Annotated in this window: 21 protein-coding genes; 14 read left to right on the top strand and 7 right to left on the bottom strand. The window is 68.8% G+C overall.

Annotated features, from left to right (window positions below):
* Nucleotides 1-6: 6 nt before the first annotated feature.
* Nucleotides 7-1,095, bottom strand: coding sequence for an aa3-type cytochrome oxidase subunit II (ctaC, locus tag AC5Y3Z_RS09185; RefSeq protein ID WP_463824489.1), 1,089 nt, complete (start codon nucleotides 1,093-1,095; stop codon nucleotides 7-9).
* Nucleotides 1,096-1,274: 179 nt separating this feature from the next.
* On the opposite strand from ctaC, the gene asnB reads away from it, so the two are divergent.
* A complete protein-coding gene (gene asnB, locus AC5Y3Z_RS09180) occupies nucleotides 1,275-3,251 on the top strand; it encodes an asparagine synthase (glutamine-hydrolyzing) (RefSeq protein ID WP_463824490.1) in 1,977 nt (658 codons plus the stop codon).
* 139 nt (nucleotides 3,252-3,390) lie between these two features.
* Here the strand turns inward: asnB and AC5Y3Z_RS09175 are convergent, their stop codons facing one another.
* A complete protein-coding gene (locus AC5Y3Z_RS09175; RefSeq protein ID WP_463824491.1) occupies nucleotides 3,391-4,365 on the bottom strand; it encodes a carbohydrate kinase family protein in 975 nt (324 codons plus the stop codon).
* A gap of 183 nt (nucleotides 4,366-4,548) precedes the next feature.
* Between AC5Y3Z_RS09175 and AC5Y3Z_RS09170 the strand changes: the two genes are divergently transcribed.
* Nucleotides 4,549-5,199, top strand: a complete 651-nt coding sequence (locus AC5Y3Z_RS09170) for an Rv0361 family membrane protein (RefSeq protein ID WP_463824492.1) — start codon at nucleotides 4,549-4,551, stop codon at nucleotides 5,197-5,199.
* Between the two features lie 4 nt (nucleotides 5,200-5,203).
* Here AC5Y3Z_RS09170 and AC5Y3Z_RS09165 read toward each other — a convergent pair whose 3' ends face one another.
* Together AC5Y3Z_RS09165 and AC5Y3Z_RS09160 are read right to left on the bottom strand one after the other, a co-directional pair.
* Nucleotides 5,204-5,560: a HesB/IscA family protein gene (locus tag AC5Y3Z_RS09165; RefSeq protein ID WP_463824493.1), complete on the bottom strand. Its 357-nt coding sequence runs from the start codon at nucleotides 5,558-5,560 to the stop codon at nucleotides 5,204-5,206.
* A gap of 87 nt (nucleotides 5,561-5,647) precedes the next feature.
* A complete protein-coding gene (locus tag AC5Y3Z_RS09160) occupies nucleotides 5,648-6,724 on the bottom strand; it encodes a glycerate kinase family protein (protein WP_463824916.1) in 1,077 nt (358 codons plus the stop codon).
* Between the two features lie 157 nt (nucleotides 6,725-6,881).
* Here AC5Y3Z_RS09160 and AC5Y3Z_RS09155 point away from each other — a divergent pair, with 157 nt between their 5' ends.
* The 4 genes from AC5Y3Z_RS09155 to AC5Y3Z_RS09140 are packed head-to-tail and all read left to right on the top strand — an operon-like array spanning nucleotide 6,882 to nucleotide 9,909.
* A complete protein-coding gene (locus AC5Y3Z_RS09155) occupies nucleotides 6,882-7,580 on the top strand; it encodes a DUF3043 domain-containing protein (protein ID WP_463824494.1) in 699 nt (232 codons plus the stop codon).
* Between the two features lie 6 nt (nucleotides 7,581-7,586).
* Nucleotides 7,587-8,120: a bifunctional adenosylcobinamide kinase/adenosylcobinamide-phosphate guanylyltransferase gene (locus tag AC5Y3Z_RS09150; protein WP_463824495.1), complete on the top strand. Its 534-nt coding sequence runs from the start codon at nucleotides 7,587-7,589 to the stop codon at nucleotides 8,118-8,120.
* Nucleotides 8,117-9,172, top strand: coding sequence for a nicotinate-nucleotide--dimethylbenzimidazole phosphoribosyltransferase (gene cobT / locus AC5Y3Z_RS09145; protein ID WP_463824496.1), 1,056 nt, complete (start codon nucleotides 8,117-8,119; stop codon nucleotides 9,170-9,172). Before AC5Y3Z_RS09150 ends, cobT begins: the two co-directional genes overlap by 4 nt.
* Complete coding sequence (locus AC5Y3Z_RS09140; RefSeq protein WP_463824497.1) at nucleotides 9,169-9,909, top strand: adenosylcobinamide-GDP ribazoletransferase; 741 nt, start codon at nucleotides 9,169-9,171, stop codon at nucleotides 9,907-9,909. The genes cobT and AC5Y3Z_RS09140 overlap by 4 nt, the downstream gene beginning before the upstream one ends.
* Before the next feature lie 17 nt (nucleotides 9,910-9,926).
* Here AC5Y3Z_RS09140 and AC5Y3Z_RS09135 read toward each other — a convergent pair whose 3' ends face one another.
* Both AC5Y3Z_RS09135 and gcvT read right to left on the bottom strand, forming a co-directional pair.
* A complete protein-coding gene (locus AC5Y3Z_RS09135) occupies nucleotides 9,927-11,033 on the bottom strand; it encodes a branched-chain amino acid aminotransferase (RefSeq protein ID WP_463824498.1) in 1,107 nt (368 codons plus the stop codon).
* 54 nt (nucleotides 11,034-11,087) lie between these two features.
* The gene (gene gcvT / locus AC5Y3Z_RS09130; RefSeq protein ID WP_463824499.1) at nucleotides 11,088-12,191 is read right to left on the bottom strand and encodes a glycine cleavage system aminomethyltransferase GcvT; all 1,104 of its coding nucleotides are present in this window, start codon (nucleotides 12,189-12,191) and stop codon (nucleotides 11,088-11,090) included.
* 14 nt (nucleotides 12,192-12,205) lie between these two features.
* On the opposite strand from gcvT, the gene AC5Y3Z_RS09125 reads away from it, so the two are divergent.
* The 3 genes from AC5Y3Z_RS09125 (at nucleotide 12,206) to AC5Y3Z_RS09115 (ending at nucleotide 15,369) form a co-directional block, all read left to right on the top strand.
* Nucleotides 12,206-13,351 (top strand): adenylate/guanylate cyclase domain-containing protein, encoded by a 1,146-nt coding sequence (locus AC5Y3Z_RS09125; RefSeq protein ID WP_463824500.1) that lies wholly within the window; start codon nucleotides 12,206-12,208, stop codon nucleotides 13,349-13,351.
* 11 nt (nucleotides 13,352-13,362) lie between these two features.
* Nucleotides 13,363-14,922, top strand: a complete 1,560-nt coding sequence (locus tag AC5Y3Z_RS09120; protein ID WP_463824501.1) for a leucyl aminopeptidase — start codon at nucleotides 13,363-13,365, stop codon at nucleotides 14,920-14,922.
* A gap of 102 nt (nucleotides 14,923-15,024) precedes the next feature.
* The gene (locus AC5Y3Z_RS09115; protein WP_463824502.1) at nucleotides 15,025-15,369 is read left to right on the top strand and encodes an aminopeptidase; all 345 of its coding nucleotides are present in this window, start codon (nucleotides 15,025-15,027) and stop codon (nucleotides 15,367-15,369) included.
* Nucleotides 15,370-15,380: 11 nt separating this feature from the next.
* On the opposite strand, the gene AC5Y3Z_RS09110 is transcribed toward AC5Y3Z_RS09115, so the two are convergent.
* Entirely contained in the window at nucleotides 15,381-17,165 is a 1,785-nt protein-coding gene (locus AC5Y3Z_RS09110; RefSeq protein ID WP_463824503.1) for an SDR family oxidoreductase, read from the bottom strand.
* A 224-nt stretch (nucleotides 17,166-17,389) separates the two neighbouring features.
* On the opposite strand from AC5Y3Z_RS09110, the gene sucB reads away from it, so the two are divergent.
* The 5 genes from sucB to AC5Y3Z_RS09085 all read left to right on the top strand — a co-directional run bounded on the left by sucB (nucleotide 17,390) and on the right by AC5Y3Z_RS09085 (nucleotide 23,064).
* Nucleotides 17,390-19,279, top strand: coding sequence for a 2-oxoglutarate dehydrogenase, E2 component, dihydrolipoamide succinyltransferase (sucB, locus tag AC5Y3Z_RS09105; RefSeq protein ID WP_463824504.1), 1,890 nt, complete (start codon nucleotides 17,390-17,392; stop codon nucleotides 19,277-19,279).
* Nucleotide 19,280: 1 nt separating this feature from the next.
* On the top strand, nucleotides 19,281-20,204 hold the full coding sequence (locus tag AC5Y3Z_RS09100; RefSeq protein ID WP_463824505.1) for a TIGR01777 family oxidoreductase: 924 nt from the start codon (nucleotides 19,281-19,283) through the stop codon (nucleotides 20,202-20,204).
* 459 nt (nucleotides 20,205-20,663) lie between these two features.
* Nucleotides 20,664-21,353 carry a lipoyl(octanoyl) transferase LipB gene (gene lipB / locus AC5Y3Z_RS09095; RefSeq protein WP_463824506.1) on the top strand — a complete coding sequence of 230 codons (690 nt, stop codon included), beginning with the start codon at nucleotides 20,664-20,666 and terminating at the stop codon, nucleotides 21,351-21,353.
* Nucleotides 21,350-22,285, top strand: coding sequence for a lipoyl synthase (lipA, locus tag AC5Y3Z_RS09090; protein WP_463824507.1), 936 nt, complete (start codon nucleotides 21,350-21,352; stop codon nucleotides 22,283-22,285). Before lipB ends, lipA begins: the two co-directional genes overlap by 4 nt.
* Before the next feature lie 26 nt (nucleotides 22,286-22,311).
* On the top strand, nucleotides 22,312-23,064 hold the full coding sequence (locus tag AC5Y3Z_RS09085; protein WP_463824508.1) for a DUF4191 domain-containing protein: 753 nt from the start codon (nucleotides 22,312-22,314) through the stop codon (nucleotides 23,062-23,064).
* Nucleotides 23,065-23,068 lie beyond the last annotated feature (4 nt).

Raw genomic sequence — 23,068 nt, 5'->3', positions numbered from 1 at the left:
GTTGTCCTAACCTCTTGGGCTCGGGGCCAATTCACCGCGCCGCGTGTCGAACGGCTCGGTCTTCGTCGCCAGCGGGGGCTCGTTGATCGCCCGCAACGCTTCGGCGTTGGTCTTTCCGGCGATCCGCGCCTGCAGGTAGGTCACGAACTTGTCCGGCTCCACCACGCGGACCTCGAAGTTCATCATCGCGTGGTAGGTGCCGCACATCTCGGCGCAGTGGCCGACGAACGCGCCGGTCTTGACGATTTCCTCGACCTGGAAGACGTTCGTGGAGTTGTTGGCCACCGGGTTGGGCATCACGTCGCGCTTGAACAGGAACTCCGGCACCCACCACGCGTGAATCACGTCGGCGGAGGCCTGCACGAATTCGATGCGCCGGTGGGCGGGCAGTACCAGGACCGGGATTTCGGTGCTGGTGCCCAGCGTCTCGACCTTGTCGAAGTTCAGGTAGGTCCGGTCCTCGGTGTTGAGCCCGTGTATCGGTCCGACCAGTTCTTCACCGTGCCGGTCCTTGCCCTCCGGTTTGGAGACCATCTCGCGTTTTCGCGCCTCGTCCAGGCCTTCGTACCGGAAGCCGTTGTCTCCCTTGTACGCGACGCGCTGGTAGCCGAATTTCCAGTTCCACTGGAAGGCGGTGATGTCGATCACGACTTCGGGGTCTTCCCGGTGCTGCATCTTTTCCTGCACCACGACGGTGAAATAGAACAGCACCGAGATGATCAGGAACGGTGTCACCGTCAGGACCAGTTCCAGCGGCATGTTGTAGCCGAACTGGCGGGGCAGGTCGGTGTCGGAGTCTTTGGCGCGGTGGAAGGCCGACGCCCAGAAGATCAGACCCCACACGATGATGCCGACGACGAAGGAGGCGATGACGGCGCCGATCCAGAGCTGTCGGTTGGCGTGCGCTTCGGGGGTGATGCCCTCGGGCCAGCCGAGCGCCAGGGCGTCCTGCCAGGTGCACCCGCTCAGGGTGACCGCCAGCACGCCGAGGGTGACGAGCAGCAACACCGGCCGGAGACGCCGGGCCGGGCCGCGTACGCCTCCAGAACCGCACTGCGACAAGCTTTGCGAACGACCAAGCCCGCGTCGTGTCACGTTGGGCGCCTCCTGTATCACAAGCTGGGCCGACTGGCCTTCCGGCTGACCCGGTCTAACTCGGATGTCGAATACTACGCAGCGTAGACCACACCGTCTCACCTAGCGACTGCCTGGTCACCGCAACCCGCCGGACGCTGCATCCCCAAGCCCGGTGAAGTGCGGCATACTGGGGCGCCGTGTGTGGACTGCTGGCTTTCGTCGCCGCTCCGGCCGGTTCCGAGGAGCCCGACGGGGCCCGGCGCGCTGCAGCTGATGCCGCCCGGGCCGACGAGGCGATCTCCGACGCGTCGCACCTGATGCGGCACCGGGGTCCCGACGAGCCGGGCACCTGGGCCGATCCCGACTCCGACGGCTCGGTGGTGTTCGGATTCAACCGGCTCTCCATCATCGACATCGCGCATTCGCACCAGCCGCTCAAGTGGGGTCCCCCCGACACGCCGGACCGCTACGTGCTGGTCTTCAACGGCGAGATCTACAACTACCTGGAACTGCGCGACGAGCTGCGTACCCGGCACGGCGCGGTCTTCGCCACCGACGGCGACGGTGAGGCGATCGCGGCCGGCTTCCACTTCTGGGGTGCCGAGGTGCTCACCCGGCTGCGCGGCATGTTCGCGTTCGCGCTGTGGGACACCGAAACCCGCGAGTTGTTCTGCGCCCGCGACCCGTTCGGCATCAAACCGCTGTTCATGGCCACCGGCACCGGCGGCACCGCGGTGGCCAGCGAGAAGAAATGCCTGCTGGACCTGGCCGATCTGATCGGTTTCGACGAGGCGATCGACCTGCGGGCGGTGCAGCACTACACCGTCCTGCAGTACGTCCCGGAGCCCGAGACGCTGCACCGCGGGATCCGGCGCCTGGAGTCGGGCTGCTACGCCCGCATCCGGCCTGGATCCGACCCCGAGGTAGCCCGCTACTTCGTTCCCCGGTTCGCGGCGGTGCCGATCACGTCGGACGACGAACAGGCCCGCTACGACGAGATCACCGCGGTGCTCGAGGACTCGGTGGCCAAGCACATGCGCGCCGACGTCACCGTCGGGTCGTTCCTGTCCGGTGGTATCGACTCCACCGCCATCGCGGCGCTGGCCATCCGGCACAACCCGCGACTAATCACGTTCACGACCGGTTTCGAACGGGAGGGCTTCTCCGAGCTGGACGTCGCGGTGGCCTCGGCCGAAGCGATCGGCGCCCGCCACGTCGCCAAGGTGGTCAGCGCCGAGGAGTTCGTCGCCGCGTTGCCCGAGATCGTCTGGTATCTCGACGAGCCGGTCGCCGACCCGGCGCTGGTGCCGCTGTTCTTCGTGGCCCGCGAGGCGCGCAAGCACGTCAAGGTGGTGTTGTCCGGGGAAGGCGCCGACGAGTTGTTCGGCGGCTACACGATCTACCGGGAGCCGCTGTCGCTGAAGCCCTTCGACTATCTGCCGCGGCCGGTGCGCCGGTCGATGGGTCGGGTCTCGCGGCCACTGCCGGAGGGTATGCGAGGCAAAAGCCTGCTGCACCGCGGGTCGCTGACGCTCGAGGAGCGCTACTACGGCAACGCCCGCAGCTTCTCCGACGAGCAACTGCGTGAGGTGCTGCCCGGATTCCGCGAGGACTGGACCCACACCGACGTCACCGCCGCGATCTACGCGCAATCGGCTGACTGGGATCCGGTGGCACGTATGCAACATCTCGATCTGTTCACCTGGCTGCGCGGCGACATCCTGGTCAAAGCCGACAAGATGACGATGGCCAACTCGCTGGAGCTGCGGGTGCCGTTTCTGGACCCCGAGGTGTTCGCCGTCGCGGCACGGCTGCCCTACCAGGCCAAGATCACCCGCACCACCACCAAGTACGCGCTGCGTCGCGCGCTGGAGCCGATCGTGCCCGCGCATGTGCTGCACCGGCCCAAGCTGGGCTTCCCGGTCCCTATTCGGCATTGGCTGCGCGCCGGCGAACTGCAGGAGTGGGCCTACCAGATGGTCGAGTCGTCGCAGGCCGGCCACCTGATCGACCTGGCCGCGGTGCGCCGGCTGCTCGACCAACACCGGCTCGGCGGCAGCGATCACAGCCGGCGGCTGTGGACGTTGCTGATCTTCATGCTGTGGCACGCGATCTTCGTGGAGCACAGCGTGGTGCCGCAGATCAGCGAGCCGGTCTACCCCGTCGAGTTGTAGCCTCGGGCTTCGCGTGTGAAATCACGCACTCCGGAGTGAGCGCAGGTCGGGATTCGGACTGCCTTTCCGCCCTGGCGTCACACCGAAAGCCGCCGCTTCACTCTGCAGAGCGAAACGGACGACGGCGAAAGGCGGGGACTCAGGCGAGTACCGCGGCGATCTCGGCGGCGGCGTCGTCGCCGTAGGCACCGGCCAGCCGGGACTCCGCGAGCGAGCGGTCCCACTCCCACTCCTGGGTCCCGGTCGACTCCAGCACCAGGACCGCCACCAAAGAGCCCAGCTGCGCCGACCGCTCCAGGCTCAGACCCGCGCTGCGACCGGTCAGGAAGCCGGCCCGGAACGCGTCCCCGACCCCGGTCGGGTCGGTCTGGCTCGTCTCGGGCACGACGCCCACGTGCAGCGTGGCGCCGTCCCGGCCGATGATGTCGACGCCCTTGGCGCCCAGCGTGGTGACCCGCAGCTCGACCTGCGCCATCACATCAGCCTCCGACCAGCCGGTCTTGGACAGCAACAGGTCCCACTCGTAGTCGTTGGTGAACAGGATCGCAGCGCCGTCGATGAGCTGTTTGATCTCGTCGCCGGAGAGTCGGGCCAGCTGCTGCGACGGGTCGGCGGCGAATGCCAGCCCCAGCTTGCGGCACTCGTCGGTGTGCACGACCATCGCGGCCGGGTCGTTGGCGCCGATGATCACCAGTTCCGGGGTGCCGATCTGCTGGACCACGTCGGCCAGCGAGATGTCGCGGGCCTGGGACATCGCCCCCGGGTAGAACGACGCGATCTGCGCCATCTCGGTGTCGGTGGTGCAGACGAAACGTGCCGTGTGCGCGCTGTCGGAGATCAGCACGCTGTCGCAGTTGACGCCGTGGGACTGCAGCCAGGACCGGTATTCGCCGAAGTCCTGGCCGGCGGCGCCCACCAGCGCGGCGTCGCCACCCAGCACGCCGATGGCGAAGGCGATGTTTCCGGCCACTCCCCCGCGATGCACCACCAGGTCGTCGACCAGGAAGCTCAGCGACACCTTCTTCAGGTGCTCCGGCAGCAGCTGCTCGGAGAACTTGCCGGGAAAGCGCATCAGATGGTCGGTGGCAATGGAACCGGTTACCGCGATGGTCACTAAATCTCCGTCCTTCGTTTCTAAGGTCGTCTAGCCTCTCATGAACGTCAGCTCGGCCACCAACGCCGTCGTAGCGCAGACGCTGAAAACGGTTGCGCTAGCCTGCCCTGGGGAACTCCCCTGATTGCCGCGACTCGGACGGCAACCTCTCGTCGACTCGTCCACCAGCGTAGGAGAACAACGATGGCCGGTCCGTACCCGCCGAACCCCGCGGTCGGCGATGAAGGACCTCCGCAGGGGCAGCCGTACCCCCAGGTCGGGCCCGAGACGCTGGATTTTCCGCGTGACGGCAACGAGCCACCGGTGCACCCGTATCCGGGTCCGCCGGCGCCGGCCCCCCACCCCAACCGGCGGCCCCGACGGCTGTTGATCGGCATCCTGCTGACCATTGCGCTGATCGCGGGCCTGACGACCGCCATCGTCTACGGGGTTCGCACCAACGGGGCCAACACCACCAGCACCTTCCCCGAGGCCACGGCCAAGTCGGCGATCCAGACCTACCTCAACGCGCTGGCGCACAAGGACACCGACGTCATCGTCCGCAATTCGATGTGCGGCATCTATGACGCGGTGAAGGACAAGCGCTCCGACCTGGCCCTGGCCAAGCTCAGCAGCGACGCGTTCCGCAAACAGTTCTCCGAGGTGGAGATCACCGGAATCGACAAGATCGTGTACCTGTCGCAGTATCAGGCGCAGGTGCTGTTCAGCATGAATGCGACGCCGGCCACGGGCGGGCCGGCGCGCAAAGAGATCCAGGGTGTCGCGCAGTTGCTGTTCCAGCGCGGCCAGATCCTGGTGTGCTCCTACGTGCTGCGCACTTCGGGGCAGTACTGACCGCTCAGTTGAACGAGTCCCCGCACGCGCACGAACCGGTGGCGTTCGGGTTGTCGATGGTGAAGCCCTGCTTCTCGATGGTGTCGACGAAGTCGATGGACGCGCCCTGCACGTACGGCGCGCTCATCCGGTCCACGGTCAGCGTCACGCCGCCGAACTCCACGGTCAGGTCGCCGTCCAGGGTGCGGTCGTCGAAGAACAGGTTGTAGCGCAACCCCGCGCATCCACCGGGTTGCACCGCGATCCGCAGCGCAAGGTCGTCACGTCCCTCTTGGTCCAGCAGGGACTTCGCCTTGGCGGCCGCGGCGTCGGTGAGGATCACCCCGTGGGCCTCGGTGGTCGGCTCGTTCTGCACCGTCATTGCTTCTCCTACCTGCTCATGTGTTCGGGTGGCCCGCCCGGCTTCCCCGACGCACTGTCCGGGGCCTGCCAGGAAAAACTCACTGTTTCAACGGTACCCCGCCGGACCGCTATTCCCGAGTCGAGCGGCCACCTCAGAGGCCAATCCCATCAGCTGATTCGCCGCGTCGGCCAGTGCCAACCGCACCGAACCTGCGTATTCGGACATGGCCAGCGCAGACATGATGCCCGACACGCGGGTGGTGGCTTTGTCCACCGACACCTGTCCGGCCAGCACGATCACCGGAATTCCCAGCGGCCGGGCGGCGGCCGCGATCTCACCCACCACCTTGCCGTGCAGCGACTGCTCGTCGAAGTGCCCCTCGCCGGTGACGATCATGTCCGCGTCTTCGAGATCGTCGGCGAAGTGGGTGAGTTCGGCCACAATGGCCGCCCCGGATTCGCAGCGCCCGCCCAGCGCAAGCAGGCCCGCCCCGATGCCGCCGGCCGCACCCGCGCCGGGCTCGGCGCTGACGTCGCGCCCAGCCACCGTGTCGAGCACCAACGCCCACGCTTCGAGCCGCACTTCCAATTTGGCGACGGTCGCGGTGTCCGCGCCTTTCTGCGGAGCAAACACCCGTGCCGCCCCCCACGGTCCCAACAGCGGATATGCGACGTCGGAGGCGGCGATCAACTCCACAGCGGCCAACCGCTGGCGGGCCAGGTCCAGGCCGCCCAACTCGTTGACCATTCCCTGCCCGCCGTCGGTGCAGGCGCTGCCGCCCAGCCCGACCACGATGCGCCGCGCCCCGGCCTGCAGCGCAGCCGCGATCAGCTGGCCCACGCCGCGGCTGTGGGCGTCCATCGCGGTCTCCGGCGTGGGTGGCCCGTCCAGCAGCCCCAGCCCGCACGCCTGCGCGCATTCCAGATACGCGGTCGCTGAGCGCTCGTCGAAGACCCACTGGGCGGTGACGTCGGCCCCCAGCGGTCCGCAGACCACGAGTCGGCGCAGCCCGCCCATCCGGTTGGCCAGCACCTCGACGAAGCCGGGTCCGCCGTCGGACTGCGGCGCGACGATGAACGAGTCACCCGGACGGGACCGCGTCCAGCCGGTCGCGATGGCGGCGGCGGCCTCCACCGCCGAAAGGCTGTCCCCGTAACAGTCGGGGGCCACCAGCACCCGCATTGCGGGCAGCTGGAGCCGGCCGGGCCCGAAGTCACCGGCAGCATCATCCGACGCCTGCGAGCCGTTCATCACTGGCCAGCGTAGGTCTAACCGATATGCGAGCGCATGCATAACAGGTGCATTCAGCTGCCCGCGAGCGGCGAAGTAACCTGGCGCTGTGAAGTTGTTGGGCCGCAACAGAGGCTTCGAAGACAACGGGGCCGAAGGTGACGACACTCCGGACCCGGCCGGGACGGAAGCCGCCCCGGCGCAGGCGACCCGGTCGTCGCGCGGCACCGGTCCCAAGGGCCGGCCCACGCCCAAGCGCGACGAGGCCAGGCGTCAGGGCCGCAAGGGTCCGGTCGCGCCGGCGCCGATGACGGCGGCCGAAGCGCGGGCCCGGCGCAAGACGCTGGCCGGGCCGAAACTCAGCCGCGCGGAGCGCCGCGCCGAACGGGACGCCCGCCGGGCCCGGATGACCGAGCGTCAGGAACGGATGAAAGCCGGCGAAGAGGCGTATCTGCTGCCGCGCGACCAGGGCCCGGTGCGACGCTACGTCCGCGACGTGGTGGACGCCCGGCGCAACGTGCTCGGCCTGTTCATGCCGTCGGCGCTGTTTCTGCTGGCCTTGATGTTCGGCGTGCCGCAACTGCAGTACTACATGTCGCCGGCGATGCTGGTGCTGATGGTGTTGATGGCGATCGACGGCATCGTCCTGGGCCGCAAGGTCGGCAGGCTGGTCGACGCGAAGTTCCCCAATAACACCGAAAGCCATTGGAAGTTGGGCATTTACGCGGCCGGACGGGCCTCGCAGATGCGCCGCATGCGGATGCCCCGACCCCAAGTCGAACGCGGCAGCCGACTGAAAGACGCCTGACCCGAGGTGCGCACGCTGGTACTCGGCGGTATCAGGTCGGGCAAATCCGAGTGGGCGGAGCACGCCGTCGTCGCGGCACTGGCGCCCCGGCAGGCGGTCCGCTACCTGGCCGCCGGATCGGCGGACTCGGCCGACTCGGAGTGGTCGCAACGGATCGCCAGGCACCGTGCCCGTCGGCCCGCGCACTGGACGACGGTGGAGACCGCCGATCTGGCCGCCGAACTGCGCGGACATCCCGACACCCCGACACTCGTCGACGACCTCGGCGCCTGGTTGACGGGCACCCTGGACCGCAACGACGGGTGGGACGGCGGATCGGTGGAAGCGCCGCTGCGGGAGTTGCTGGGTGCGGTGGACGCATTCGGGTCGACGTTGGTGCTGGTCAGTCCGGAGGTGGGGTTGTCGGTCGTACCCGCCACCGCGTCCGGGCGTCGGTTCGCCGACGAACTGGGCAGCCTCAACCAGCGCACAGCCACGCTGTGCGATCGGGTGGTGCTGGTGGTGGCGGGCCAGCCGCTCACGGTCAAGGCGCCGGCATGATCGGGTTCGCGCCGGTGCAGCCGCCCGATGCGGGCGCCGCGGCGGACGCCCGGGCCCGCCAGGACGAGCTGACCAAGCCGCGCGGGGCACTGGGCCGGCTCGAGGACCTGTCGGTCTGGGTGGCGGCCTGCCAGGGCCAGTGCCCGCCGCGGCAATTCGAGCGTGCCCGGGTGGTGGTGTTTGCCGGGGATCACGGGGTGGCCCGGTCCGGCGTGTCGGCCTATCCCCCGGAGGTGACCGCGCAGATGGTCGCCAACATCGAAGCGGGTGGGGCCGCCATCAACGCGCTGGCGCAACTCGCCGGCGCGACGGTGCGAATCGCCGATCTGGCCGTCGACTGCGACGCGGTGCTGGGCACGACGAATCAGATCAGCGACAAAGTGCGCCGGGGCAGCGGCGATATCGCCGTCGAAGACGCCCTGACCCAGGCCGAGGTCGATCGCGCTCTGGCCGCGGGCCAGCAGATCGCCGACGACGAAGTGGACGCCGGCGCCGACCTGCTGATCGCCGGCGACATGGGCATCGGCAACACCACCCCGGCGGCGGTGCTGGTGGCGGCGCTGACCAACACCGAACCGGTCGCGGTGGTGGGTTTCGGCACCGGGATCGACGATGCCGCGTGGATGCGTAAGACGGCGGCGGTGCGCGATGCGCTCTTCCGGGCGCGTTCGATGCTCGACGACCCGGTCGCGCTGCTGCGCTGTTGTGCCGGTGCGGATTTCGCGGCGCTGGCCGGCTTCTGCGCGCAGGCCGCGATCCGGCGTACCCCGCTGCTGCTGGACGGCATGGCGGTGACGGCGGCGGCGCTGGTCGCCGAGCGGCTGGCGCCCGGGGCCCGGCAGTGGTGGCAGGCCGGGCACCGCTCCACCGAGCCGGGTCACACGCTGGCCCTGGCGGCTCTCGAACTGGAGCCGATCGTGGACCTGCGGATGCGGCTGGGCGAGGGCACCGGGGCCGCGGTGGCGTTGCCGGTGCTGCGCGCCGCGGTGGCGGCCCTGGGCTCGATGGCGACGTTCGCCGAGGCCGACGTGTCCGGTCCTGCGGTCCCGTGATCCGTTCGCTGGCAACGGCTTTGACGTTCGCTACGGTATTGCCGGTGCCGGCGTCGCGGGTCGGCCCGATGGGTCGCGGGGCGATGACGGCGTTGCCGGTGGTGGGTGCGGCGCTGGGGGCGTTGGCCGCGGCGGTGACGGTGGGGGGTGCCGCGCTGTTCGGCGCGTCCAGCCCGCTGCCCGGGTTGCTGGGGGTCGGGGTGCTGCTGCTGGCCACCCGGGGCCTGCACATCGACGGCGTCGCCGATACCGCCGACGGTCTGGGCTGCTACGGCCCGCCCCAGCGCGCACTGGCAGTGATGCGCGACGGCTCGACGGGTCCGTTCGGGGTCGCCGCGATCGTCATGGTCATCGCGTTGCAGGGACTGGCGTTCTCGACGCTGGGGGCGGGCGCCATCGCCGTGTCCGTGGCCGCCGGGCGGGTCACCGCGGTGGCGGCCTGCCGGCGCGGCGTGGTGGCCGCGGACGGCAGTGCGCTGGGCGCGCAGGTCGCCGGCACTCAGCCGACCTGGGTGGTGTCAGGGTGGCTGGCCGTGCTGCTGGCCGCTGCCGTCCCGGTGGGTTCCCGGCTTTGGCAGGGACCGGTCGCGATGCTGCTGGCGGTGTTGTGCGGGGCGGGTTTGGTCGCGCACTGTGCGCGGCGATTCGGCGGTGTCTCCGGTGACGTGTTGGGCGCTGCGGTCGAGGTGACCACGACGGCGGCCGCGGTGGCGCTGGCGGGTTTGGTCCGCGGGTGAGGCGCCGAGCGTGACCCCTAATCCAGCCGCGTCATCCAGCCGTGCGTATCGGCGAACGTGCCGCGTTGGATCCCGGTCAGCGTGTCGCGCAACGCCATTGTCACCTCGCCGGGCGCGCCGTCTCCGATGGTGAACTCGTCCTCGCCGCGCTTGACCCGTGCCACCGGGGTGATGACGGCTGCGGTGCCGCAGGCGAACACCTCGGTGATCTCCCCAGATGCGGCCTTCTTCTCCCACTCGTCGATGTCGATCTTGCGTTCTTCCACCGTGAATCCGGCATCAATGGCCAACTGCAGCAACGAATCCCGGGTGATGCCGGGTAGCAGCGAACCGGACAGCTCCGGGGTGACCAGCCGCGCCGAGCCGCCCTTGCCCAGCACGAAGAACAGGTTCATGCCGCCCATCTCCTCGACGTAGCGACGCTCCACGCCGTCCAACCACACCACCTGGTCGCACCCGTGCTCCGCGGCTTCGGCCTGGGCCAGCAGCGAGGCCGCGTAGTTGCCGCCGAACTTGGCCGCACCTGTGCCGCCCGGGCTGGCGCGCACGTATTCGGTGGATATCCAGACGGTGACCGGGTTGATGCCGCCCTTGAAATACGCACCGGCCGGCGAGGCGATCAGCAGGTAGCGGTATTCCTTGGCCGGCCGCACTCCCAGGCCGGGCTCGGTGGCGATGATGAACGGCCGCAGGTAGAGCGCCTCTTCGCCGCCGGCCCTGGGCACCCAGGCGCTGTCGACCGCGATGAGCTGGCGCAGAGATTCGATGAACAACTGCTCCGGCAACTCCGGTATCGCCAGCCGCCGCGCCGAGGAGCACAACCGGGCCGCGTTGGCGTCGGGCCGAAACGACACCACGGACCCGTCGGCCCACCGGTAGGCCTTGAGCCCTTCGAAGACCTCCTGCGCGTAGTGCAGCACGATCGCCGACGGATCCAGCTCGATCGGTCCGTAGCCGATGACGCGGCCGTTGTGCCAGCCGCACCCGTCGGTGTAGTCGATGGAGACCATGTGGTCGGTGTGATATTTGCCGAACCCGGGGTCGGCCAGGATCGCTACCCGCTCGGCCTCACCGGCGGGATTCGCCGCGGGAGAAACCGTGAATTCGAGTGGGCCGCTGATCATGGGCCCGATTGTATAACCGCGTGTAAACGCATTTTTGGCCTGCGAACGCCGATGCTAACGGGTTTTCAGTTCGACGAACGGCGGCCGCACCACCTCGCAGTCGACCGCCCGGCCGCGGACGTCGACGGTGACCTGCTGCCCGTCCGCGATCCCCGCCTGGGTGTCGATCAACGCCAGGGCGATGCCGCGCTGCAACGTCGGCGAGAAGGTTCCCGACGTGGTGGTCCCGATGGTGGTGTCGCCGTCACGCACGGTCAGCCCCGGACGCAGCACACCGCGCCCAATCATCTGCAACCCGCGCAGCAGCCGGCGCGGTCCGGCCTGTTTCTCGGCCAGCAACGCGTCCCGCCCGAAGAAGGCCTCCTTCTGCCAGCCGATCGCCCAGCCGCAGCGGGCCTGCAGCGGCGAAATGTCCAGCGACAGTTCATGACCGTGCAGCGGATAACCCATCTCGGTGCGCAGCGTGTCGCGGGCACCCAGCCCGGCCGGCTGCCCGCCGGCGTCGGTGACCGCGGCCACCAGCGCGTCGAACACCACGGCGGCGCAATCCCACGGCGGCAGCAGCTCGTAGCCGTGCTCACCGGTGTAACCCGTGCGGCAAACCCGCACCGGCACACCGGCATACGCCGCGTCCGCATAACCCATGTAGTCCATGTCGGTGGGCAGCCCCAGGCCGTTCAACACCTGGCTGGACCGCGGCCCCTGCACGGCCAGCACCGCGTAGTCGCGGTGCTGGTTGGTGATGGTCAGATCCGCCGGGGCGGCCGCCTGCAGCGCTTCGACCACCGCGGCGGTGTTGGCGGCGTTGGGCACCAGGAAGATTTCGTCGTCGTCGACGTAGTAGGCGATCAGGTCGTCGACAACGCCGCCGGATTCCGTGCAGCACAACGTGTACTGGGCTTTGCCCGCACCGATACGACCCAGATCGTTGGTGAGTGCGGAGTTGACGAACTGCGCCGCGCCCGGGCCGCGCACCAACGCCTTGCCGAGGTGGCTGACGTCGAACAGGCCCACGGCGGTGCGGGTGGCGTTGTGTTCGCCGACGGTTCCGCCATAGGACACCGGCATCTCCCACCCGCCGAATTCGGCGAAGGTCGCGCCCAGTTCACGATGGCGTTCTTCCAACGGGCCTTGCTGCAGATCTGGCGCACCGCTCACGGCGTCTCACCCTAATGTCTGCCGCTGCTGGCACACTTGGGCAGGTGTTCGATTGGGACGGTCTGGAAGCCGCCGGAATCGCGAATCCGCGCGAGCGCGCCGACCTGATCAAGTATCTGGACGATCTCGGCTTCACCGTCGAGGAGATGGTGGCAGCCGAGCGGCGTGGCCGATTGTTCGGGCTGGCCGGTGACGTCCTGGGCTGGTCCGGGCGGCCGATCTACACCGTGGCCGCGGCCGCAGAACAGCTCGGTCTGTCCGCAGATGAAGTGGCGCACGCCTGGGGGCTGCTGGGACTGACCATCGCCGGCTCCGACGTGCCCGCGCTCAGTCAGGCCGATGTCGATGCGCTGCAGACGTGGGTCGCGCTGCAGGGCGTGGTCGGCCGGGACGGCGGGTACGGGTTGCTGCGGGTGCTGGGCGCGGCGATGGCCCGGCTCGCCGAGGCCGAGTCGACGCTCATCCGCGCCGGAACGCCGGACATCCAGATGACGCACACGCATGACGAGTTCGCCACCGCGCAGGCCTACCGCGCGGTCGCGGAGTTCGTGCCCCGGATCGGCGCGCTGATCGACATCGTGCACCGCCATCACCTGGCCAGCGCCCGCACCCATTTCGAGGGCGTCATCCGGGACACCTCGTCGAGTGTGGTGTGCGGCGTCGGGTTCGCCGATCTGTCCGGCTTCACCGCGCTCACCCAGGCGCTGACCCCCGCGCAGTTGTCGGCAATGCTCAACGAGTTCGCCGGCGCGGTGTCCGACGTGGTGCACGCCGACGGCGGGCGGGTGGTGAAGTTCATCGGCGACGAGGTGATGTGGGTGTGCGGGTCACCCGAGCAGCTCGCCAAAGCCGCCGTCGACCTCGTCGACCATCCCAAGGCTTGCGACGAGGGACTGCAGGTGCGCGCGGGGCTGGCCTTCGGCACCGTGCTGGCCATCAACGGGGACTACTTCGGCAACCCGGTGAATCTGGCGGCGCGGCTGGTGGCGGCGGCCGCACCGGGCCAGATCCTGGCCGATGCGGACCTGCACGCCCAGTTACCGGACTGGCCGGCCGCCGCGCACGGCCCGCTAACGCTCAAAGGATTCGATGCGCCGGTGACCGCTTTCGAACTGCACCGCCGGGATGCGCTCGACGCGGACCCGGCACGCAGTGACTAGGCTGGTTGCGCGTGACACCCCAATCGGGCGCCTACGCCCCCTATAACGCCCCCACCACCGCGGTCGCCACAGCGCTGCCCAAGCGCGGCTCGGATTCCTCGGTACTGCTGATACCGGTCGTCGCCGCCGGCGAGGACGACGAGTCGCGTGCTCAGGTGGTCGCCACCGACACTGTGCTCTCGGCTGACGCGGTCACCGAAATCGAGGCCGGCCTGCGGGCGCTGGGTGCGACCGGTGGCGCCGAGCAGGTGCACCGGCTGGTGGTGTCGTCGCTGCCGGTGGGCAGTGTGCTGGCCGTCGGCCTGGGTAAGCCGCGCGCCGAGTGGCCCGCCGATGTGGTCCGGCGTGCGGCCGGTGTCGCGGCACGCTCGCTCGGCAAAGCCGAGGCGGTGCTCACCACGCTGGGCGAACTGCCGGGTCAAGACGTCACGTCGGCGGCCGTCGAGGGTTTGATCCTGGGCAGCTACCGCTTCACCGCGTTCCGCAGCGGGAAGACGGCGCCCAAGGATGCCGGCCTGCGCAAGATCACCGTGCTCAGCGCCGGCAAGGACGCCAAGAAGCAGGCCGCGCACGGCGCCGCCGTGGCGACCGCGGTGGCCACCGCCCGCGACTTCACCAACACCCCGCCCAGCCACCTGTACCCCGCCGAATTCGCCAAGCGGGCCAGGGAACTCGGCGAATCGGTAGGCCTGGAGGTGGAGGTCCTCGACGACAAGGCGCTGAAGAAGGCCGGCTTCGGCGGCGTGGTCGGCGTCGGGCAGGGCTCGTCGCGGCTGCCGCGGCTGGTCCGGCTGATCCACCGCGGATCCCGACTGGCCAAGAACTCGAAGCAGGCCAAGAAGGTGGCGCTGGTCGGCAAGGGTGTCACCTTCGACACCGGCGGCATCTCGATCAAGCCGGCCGCGTCGATGCACCACATGACCTCCGACATGGGCGGGGCCGCCGCGGTGGTCGCCACCGTGACGCTGGCCGCGCAGTTGGGGCTGCCGATCGACGTGATCGCCACCGTGCCGATGGCTGAGAACATGCCGTCGTCGACGGCCACCCGGCCCGGCGACGTGCTGACACAATACGGCGGCATCACTGTCGAGGTGCAGAACACCGACGCTGAAGGCCGGCTCATCCTGGCCGACGCGATCGTGCGGGCCTGCGAGGATGGGCCGGACTATCTGATCGAGACCTCGACGTTGACCGGCGCGCAGACCGTCGCGCTCGGGGCCCGAATCCCCGGGGTGATGGGTAGCGATGAGTTCCGGGACCGGGTCGCTGCGATCTCGCAGCGGGTCGGCGAGAACGGTTGGCCGATGCCGCTGCCCGACGAACTGAAAGACGACCTGAAATCGCAGGTGGCCGACCTTTCCAACATCAGCGGTCAGCGCTTCGCCGGCATGTTGGTGGCCGGGGTGTTCCTGCGCGAGTTCGTCGCCGACGGCGTCGAGTGGGCGCACATCGACGTTGCCGGTCCGGCCTACAACACCGGCAGCGCGTGGGGCTACTCCCCTAAGGGCGGCACCGGAGTGCCCACCCGCACCATGTTCGCGGTGTTGGAAGACATCGCGGCCAACGGTTAGCCGAGGTCGCCGGACCGGCAGCAAACTCGGGTGCGTTTAACTGCCCCGGGTCGCGGCTAATCACCTGAGCACATATCGGATAGCTCGTGGAAAGGCCTGATTGTGACGGTACGACGGTTGATTATCGCGGTAAGCGCCGTGCTGCTGCTGGCCGGCGTGATCGGGCTCCTGGTGCCGGTGACGGTGTCCAACAGCAACGGCGGAACGGTTAGCTGTGGAAACGGCCTAGCCTCGGATTTGTCGGGCGCGCGCAACGCCAATGACAGGAACGGCGCCAACATCCCGATCTTGAACCAGATCATTCCGCACACCGACTTCGTCGCGGCGTGCGAGTCTTCGCTGTCCGGCCGCCGGAGCTGGGCCATTCCGTTGGCCGTTCTGGGCCTCGTCGGGGTGGCCGGTGCGGTGTTGGTGCGGCGCAAGGACGGCACGCCGCTGCGCGTCTGAGCGCGCGCGGGTCAGATCACCCGCACCCGCGCGGTGCTGCGCAGCGCCTGCGGCAGCACCCGGGACACTCCGTACAGCGCGTACGCCTCGAACGTGACCGGCCGGATGGGTTTGTTCTTCTTCACCGCCGACACGATCGCGTTCGCGACCTTGTCGGGTCCGTAACGGCGGATGTCGAACATTTTGTCCAACTGTCCGCGCCGGCCGTCGACCTTGTCGTCCAGAATCCCGACTGCGGCGCTGAACTGGGTTGTCGAGATGATGTTGGTGTCGATGACGCCCGGGCAGATCGTGGTCAGGCCGACATCGGCGGCGTCGAGTTCGGCGCGCAGGCAGTCGGAGAACATGAAGGTCGCCGCCTTGGAGGTGCAGTACGCGTTGAGCGAACCCAGCGGCGCGTAGGCCGCCATCGACGAGACGTTGACGATGTGGCCGCCGGTGCCGCGCTCGGCCAGCCGCCGCCCGAAAGCACGGCAGCCGTTGACCACGCCACCCAGATTGACATCGATTACGCGGTCGAACTGTTCGGCCGGGGTGTCCAGGAAGGCTCCCGCCTGACCGATGCCGGCGTTGTTGACCACGATGTCGGGTAGGCCGTGCTCAGCACACACCTGTTCAGCGAACGCCTCGACAGCGTCGGCGTCTGACACGTCCAGCACATAGGGGTGCGCAACGCCCCCGCGCGCGGCGACCTGGGCGGCAGTTTCCTTCACCGTGGCCTCGTCGATGTCGCTGATCACCACCTCGGCACCCTCCCGGGCGAAGGCGATCGCGGTCTCGCGGCCGATGCCGCTGCCGGCGCCGGTGATCGACACCAGCGTGTCGCCGAAGTGACCGCGCGGCCGACCGACCTGGGCGCGCAACAGCGCTCGACTGGCCGGCTTGCCTTCGTGCAGGTCGGCGAAGTCGTGCACGGCGGCGGCCATCACCTGCGGATGTGACATCGGCGAGAAGTGGCCAGCCCGGATGTCGCGCCGCCACAGCCGCGGCACCCAGCGGGCCGTCTCGTCGTATCCGTGCGGTCGCACGAACTTGTCCCTGGTGTTGACGATGAGCTGCACCGGCACGTCGACCGGGCGCACGCCTTGGCGGCGGAACTTGCCCGAGTACGAACGCCAGTAGTTGGCCGGGTACACCTTCACGGCGTTCGCGGCGTCGCCGGCGACGTTGTCGGAGTGACGGATCCGATCGGCGGGCAGATTGTCGGCGACGCTGCGCCGCACCGCCGCGCTGCGGAACGCCAGCCGGATCAACAGCGGCGCCAGCACCGGGATCGAGAAGAACGCCATATAGGTCAACCGGACCGCCTGGCTCACGGCCGCGGCGAACCGGCGCGGGCGCCACGGGCGGCGCAGCGCGCCGAAGATGAAGGCAACAAGCTGGTCGTGCGCCGGACCCGACACCGAGGTGAAGGTGGCGACCCGATCGCCGGCGCCGGGCCGGGTCAGGTACTCCCACACCCCGACCGAACCCCAGTCGTGGGCCAGTACGTGCACTGGTTGCCCGGGACTCAGTTCGCCGATGACCGCGGCGAAGTCGTCGGCGAAGCGGGCCATCGTGTAGTCGGAGACCGCCTTGGGCGTCGACGACAGACCGACGCCCCGGTTGTCGTAGCGCAGGATCCGGAATCGCTGCTCCAGCAAGGGCACCACACCGTCCCACAGCACATGTGAATCCGGCCAGCCGTGTACCAGCACGACCGTGGGCCCCTCCGGGTTGCCCTCTTGGTAGACGGCGATCCGGGCGCCGTCGGCGCTGTCGACGAACTGCTGGGGTACCTGCTGTATTGCCGGCATCGAACCTCCGCCACCTGCGAATTGCTGCGTTATCAGTGGCCCACCGTAGCAGCGGCTACCGACAGGTTCGGCGATCCGAGTCGCGCGCCCTGGATGTCCAGCGTCGGTGGCTCGTGACAGGATGGGTTTTGACATCAACTCGGGTTTCGTACCCGGTGCACGACCATGTGGTAAGCCAGAGGTCGAGCTGTGCCGACCGACGACCGATCGAGGAGTCAACAACGATGGCCTTCTCCGTTGAGATGCCAGCACTTGGTGAGAGCGTCACCGAGGGAACGGTCACTCGCTGGCTCAAGCAGGAAGGCGACACGGTCGAGGTCGACGAACCGCTGGTCGAAGTCTCGACCGACAAGGTCGACACCGAGATCCCGTCGCCGGCCGCGGGCGTGCTGACCAAGATCATCGCCCAGGAGGACGACACGGTCGAGGTCGGCGGCGAGCTGGCCGTCATCGGGGACTCCGACGATGACAGCGACGACAGCGGCGGTGGGGCGGACGCCGAGGAGTCCGGGGGCGAGAGCGACTCGGGCGGCGCCGACGAATCCGAGGACGCCGAATCCGACGAGGCGGCGGAGCCATCGGAGGAAGACGACTCCGACGAGGCGGGAGGCGCAGACGGAGCCGACGATCAGGGCGGCTCCGACGGTGACGCGACTTCGGTGACGATGCCCGAGTTGGGCGAGTCGGTTACCGAGGGCACCGTGACACGCTGGTTGAAGAGCGTCGGGGATTCGGTCCAGGTCGACGAGCCGCTGGTGGAAGTGTCCACCGACAAGGTCGACACCGAGATCCCATCCCCGGTGGCCGGTGTCCTGGTCAGCATCACCGCCGAGGAAGACGACGTCGTCCAGGTGGGTGGCGAACTGGCCAAGATCGGCGACTCGAAGTCGTCGGGCAAGAAGTCGGAGTCCACAGAACCGGAATCCAAGGAGCCGGAGAAGAAAGAGCCCGAACCGGAAGAAGACAAGCCCAAAGAAGAGAAGGCCAAAGAAGAAGAGACCACGGCCGAAGAGGCCGCGGACCAGCCCCCGGCCAAGGACGAGCCGAAAGAGGAACCCAAGGAAGAGGCGAAGGAAGAGCGCAAACCCGCACCCAAGGAGGAGCCGAAAGAGGAGCCCCGCCAAGAGCCGAAGTCGCAATCAGAGGACTCCGACGGCACTCCCTACGTCACTCCGCTGGTGCGGAAGTTGGCTTCGGAGAACAACATTGACCTGTCCGAAGTGACCGGGACCGGCGTCGGCGGCCGGATCCGCAAGCAGGACGTGCTGGCTCTGGCCGAGAAGAAGGCCGAAGAGAAGCAACAACAGGACAAGAAGCCCGCCGCCGCCGAGCCCGCCGCCGACAAACCGGCCGACAAACCCGCCGTCAGCTCGGCACCCTCACTGGCGCACCTGCGCGGCTCCACGCAGAAGGCCAGCCGGATCCGGCAGATCACCGCCAAGAAAACTCGCGAATCGCTGCAACTGACAGCTCAGCTCACCCAGACCCACGAGGTCGACATGACCCGGATCGTGGCGTTGCGGGCGCGCGCGAAGTCGTCGTTCGCGGAGCGCGAGGGCGTGAATCTGACGTACCTGCCGTTTATCGCCCGTGCGGTGATCGACGCGCTCAAGACTCATCCCAACGTCAACGCCAGCTACAACGAGGAATCCAAAGAGATCACCTACTACGACGCCGAGCACCTCGGGTTCGCCGTCGACACCGACCAGGGTCTGCTCTCCCCGGTGGTGCACAACGCCGGTGATCTGTCGCTGGCCGGTCTGGCCCGGGCCATCGCCGACATCGCCTCCCGCGCACGGTCGAACAAACTCAAGCCCGACGAGTTGTCCGGGGGCACCTTCACCATCACCAACATCGGCAGCCAAGGCGCCTTGTTCGACACCCCCATCCTGGTGCCACCGCAGGCAGCCATGCTCGGCACCGGCGCCATCGTCAAGCGCCCCCGGGTGATCGTGGACGACGTCGGCAACGAGTCGATCGGGGTCCGCTCGATCTGCTATCTGCCGCTGACCTATGACCATCGCCTGATCGACGGCGCCGACGCCGGCCGATTCCTCACTACGATCAAGAACCGGCTCGAAGAGGGGGCCTTCGAGGCCGACCTAGGACTTTGAGATGGCTCAAGCCTTCCCGAAGGCCGTAATCGCCATTGCGGGTTCCTCGGGTCTGATCGGTCAGGCTTTGACCGCCGCGCTCCGCGCCGCCGACCACGAGGTGCTGCGCATCGTGCGCCGGACGCCGGCGAATTCCGAAGAGCTGCACTGGAATCCGGACAGCGGTGAATTGGATCCCGACGTGCTCGTCGACGTCGACGTCGTGGTCAACCTGTGTGGGGTCAACGTCGGTTCACACCGGTGGTCGGGGGCGTTCAAGCAGAGCCTGCGCGACAGCCGGATCACCCCGACCGAGGTGTTGACCGCCGCCGTCGCCGACGCCGGGGTGAGCACCCTGATCAATGCCAGTGCGGTCGGCTACTACGGCGACACCAGGGATCGCGTCGTCGACGAAAACGCCCCGGCCGGAAGGGGTTTCCTCGCGCAGTTGTGCGTGGACTGGGAGGCGGCCACCCTGCCGGCGCAATACGACGGCACCCGGGTGGTCCTGGCGCGCACCGGCGTGGTGCTGGCACCGGCGGGTGGCGCGCTGCGCATGATGCGCCCGGTCTTCTCGGTGGGGCTGGGCGCCAGGCTCGGTAACGGCCGTCAGTACATGTCGTGGATCAGCCTCGAGGACGAGGTACGCGCGCTGCTGTTCGCCATCTTCCACCCCACGCTGTCCGGTCCCGTCAACATGACCGGGCCCGCGCCGGTGACCAACGCCGAATTCACCACCGCGTTCGGCCGCGCGATCAACCGCCCGACCCCGTTGGTCCTGCCCGGGTTCGCGGTGCGCGCGGCGCTCGGCGAATTCGCCGACGAGGGGTTGCTCGCCGGTCAGCGCGTCATCCCGACGGCGCTGGAGCGAGCAGGTTTTCAGTTCCACCACAACACCATTGGCGAGGCGTTGGAGTACGCCACCGCCCGGCGCGACCAGGACTGACTGCGCACGCATACCCCCTCGCAGCGTCACGCCTCGGTTTGCCCAGCGTCACGCCCCCCTCGCCCAGCGTCACGCCCCCTCGCCCACCGTCACGCCAGCGTGGCCGTCGGCACCGAGCGTCACGCCAGCGCAACAACCCACGCTAAGCGCCACACCATTGCCCACCCAGCCTCACGCCCCCCTCGCCCAGCGTCACGCCAGCGTGGCCGTCGCCGCCGAGCGTCACGCCAGCGTGACAACCCGCGCCCAGCGCCCCACCATTGCCCACCCAGCCGCACGCCCCCCTCACCCAGCGTCACGCCAGCGCGACCGTCGCCACCCAGCGTCACGCCAGCGTGACAACCCGCGCCCAAGCACCACACCACCGCCCGCCCAGCGTCACCCCAGCGTGGCAGGCGACATCGAGCGTCACGCTGGCGCAACGCGACGCAACAGGCGACCCCCGCTAACCTGGCCACTGTGACGGGATCCATCAGATCCAGCCTCGCCCCCCTCGACGTCCGACAGTTGGGCAGCATCGACTATGTCGAGGCGTGGCAGTTGCAGCGCGACCTGGCCGACGCGCGCGCCGGCGGCGGCCCGGACACGCTGGTGCTGCTGGAACACCCGGCTGTCTACACCGCCGGCCGACGCACCGAACCGCAGGAACGGCCGCTGGACGCAACACCTGTCATAGACACCGACCGGGGCGGCAAGATCACCTGGCACGGCCCCGGCCAGCTGGTCGGCTACCCGGTGATCGGGCTGGCCGAGCCGCTCGACGTCGTCAACTACGTGCGTCGCCTCGAAGAAGCCCTGATCAAGGTGTGCACCGACCTGGGCCTGGAGGTAGGCCGGGTCGACGGGCGGTCCGGGGTGTGGGTGCCGGGCCGGCCGGCGCGCAAGGTCGCCGCCATCGGGGTGCGGGTCGCGCGCGCCACCACCCTGCACGGCTTCGCCCTGAACTGCGACTGCGATCTCGGCGCTTTCAACGCGATCGTGCCGTGCGGCATCAGCGACGCCGGGGTGACGTCACTGTCCGCGGAGTTGCACCGAACGGTCACCGTGGAGCAGGTCCGGGCAGCGGTCGCCGACGCGGTGGGCAACGCGTTGGACGGGGTGCTGGCCGTCCGGGAACACGACGCCGCCCGCGTACCATCGACACGGTGACCGTCGTTCCCGAAGGACGCAAACTGTTGCGCCTCGAGGTGCGTAACGCCCAGACGCCCATCGAGCGCAAACCGCCGTGGATCAAGACGCGGGTCCGGATGGGCCCGGAGTACACCCAACTCAAGAGCCTGGTCCGGCGCGAGGGCCTGCACACCGTCTGCGAAGAGGCCGGCTGCCCCAACATTTTCGAATGCTGGGAGGACCGCGAGGCCACGTTCCTGATCGGCGGCGACCAGTGCACCCGTCGGTGTGACTTTTGCCAGATCGACACCGGAAAGCCCACCGAGTTGGACCGCGACGAACCCCGGCGGGTCGCCGAAAGCGTGCAGACCATGGGGCTGCGGTACGCCACTGTCACCGGCGTCGCCCGCGACGACCTGCCCGACGGCGGCGCCTGGCTATACGCCGAAACCGTGCGGGCAATCAAGGAACTGAACCCCGACACCGGTGTGGAACTGCTGGTCCCCGACTTCAACGGTGTGCCGTCCCGGCTGGCCGAGGTCTTCGATGCCCGCCCAGAAGTGTTGGCGCACAACGTCGAAACCGTGCCGCGCATCTTCAAACGGGTCCGGCCGGCGTTCACCTACCAGCGCAGCCTCGGTGTGCTCACAAAGGCGCGGGAGGCAGGGCTGGTCACCAAGAGCAATCTCATCCTGGGCCTGGGCGAGACTCCCGACGAGGTGCGCACCGCGCTGACTGACCTGCACGCCGCGGGCTGCGACATCATCACCGTCACGCAGTACCTGCGGCCCTCGACGCGCCACCACCCCGTCGAGCGGTGGGTCACTCCCGAGGAGTTCGTCGAGTTCGCGCAGTACGCGGAGGGGCTCGGTTTCGCCGGGGTGCTCGCCGGACCGTTGGTGCGCTCGTCGTATCGGGCCGGGCGACTCTACGAGCAGGCCCGCACCGCCCGCACCGCGACGTCTGGGTGACCGGTGCGTACGTATCCTTACTGACTATGGCTAAATCCCGATCTGCTGCCGAGAGCAAGGCCGCCAAGGCCGAGGCGACGGCCGCCCGCAAGGCGGCATCCAAAGAGCGCCGGAGCCAACTGTGGCAGGCCTTCAACATGCAGCGGAAGCAGGACAAGCGGCTGCTGCCGTACATGATCGCCGCGTTCGTGCTGGTGATGGCTGCCGCGGTGGCGATCGGTGTGTGGGCCGGCGGGCTGACCGCGATCATGATGCCGATCTTCGGCGTGATGCTGGGTGCGTTGGTGGCCTTCATCGTCTTCGGGCAACGGGCCCGGCGCAGCATTTACCGACAGGCCGATGGCCAGGCCGGTGCCGCCGCGTGGGTGCTGGACAACCTGCGCGGCAAGTGGCGGGTCACCCCGGGGGTGGCGCAGACCGGGCACTTCGACGCGGTGCACCGGGTGATCGGCCGGCCCGGCGTCATCTTCGTCGGCGAGGGTTCGACCGTCCGGGTCAAGCCGCTGCTGGCCCAGGAGAAGAAGCGCACCGCGCGCATCGTGGGCGATGTACCGATCTACGACATCATCGTCGGCAACGGCGAGGGCGAGATTCCGCTGGCCAAGCTGGAGCGACACCTGACCCGGCTGCCGTCGAACATCTCCGCCAAGCAGATGGAGTCGCTGGAGTCGCGGCTGGCCGCATTGGGGTCGCGGGCCGGCGCCGGCATGCTGCCGAAAGGGCCGCTGCCGAACGCGGGCAAGATGCGCGGTGTACAACGCACGGTGCGCCGCAGGTAGACCG

This window comes from Mycobacterium sp. NGS61, from assembly GCF_059812325.1.
This window is presented reverse-complemented; position numbering and strand designations above follow the sequence as displayed.

What these genes read in the sequence shown, in the direction of transcription:
- AC5Y3Z_RS09085 (WP_463824508.1), top strand. Translation starts at nt 22,312, where the DNA reads ATGGCTAAATCCCGATCTGCTGCCGAGAGCAAGGCCGCCAAGGCCGAG.
- AC5Y3Z_RS09165 (WP_463824493.1), bottom strand. Translation starts at nt 5,560, where the DNA reads ATGACGGTGCAGAACGAGCCGACCACCGAGGCCCACGGGGTGATCCTC.
- AC5Y3Z_RS09170 (WP_463824492.1), top strand. Translation starts at nt 4,549, where the DNA reads ATGGCCGGTCCGTACCCGCCGAACCCCGCGGTCGGCGATGAAGGACCT.
- AC5Y3Z_RS09125 (WP_463824500.1), top strand. Translation starts at nt 12,206, where the DNA reads ATGTCTGCCGCTGCTGGCACACTTGGGCAGGTGTTCGATTGGGACGGT.
- sucB (WP_463824504.1), top strand. Translation starts at nt 17,390, where the DNA reads ATGGCCTTCTCCGTTGAGATGCCAGCACTTGGTGAGAGCGTCACCGAG.
- AC5Y3Z_RS09160 (WP_463824916.1), bottom strand. Translation starts at nt 6,724, where the DNA reads ATGCGGGTGCTGGTGGCCCCCGACTGTTACGGGGACAGCCTTTCGGCG.
- AC5Y3Z_RS09135 (WP_463824498.1), bottom strand. Translation starts at nt 11,033, where the DNA reads ATGATCAGCGGCCCACTCGAATTCACGGTTTCTCCCGCGGCGAATCCC.
- AC5Y3Z_RS09100 (WP_463824505.1), top strand. Translation starts at nt 19,281, where the DNA reads ATGGCTCAAGCCTTCCCGAAGGCCGTAATCGCCATTGCGGGTTCCTCG.
- cobT (WP_463824496.1), top strand. Translation starts at nt 8,117, where the DNA reads ATGATCGGGTTCGCGCCGGTGCAGCCGCCCGATGCGGGCGCCGCGGCG.
- AC5Y3Z_RS09110 (WP_463824503.1), bottom strand. Translation starts at nt 17,165, where the DNA reads ATGCCGGCAATACAGCAGGTACCCCAGCAGTTCGTCGACAGCGCCGAC.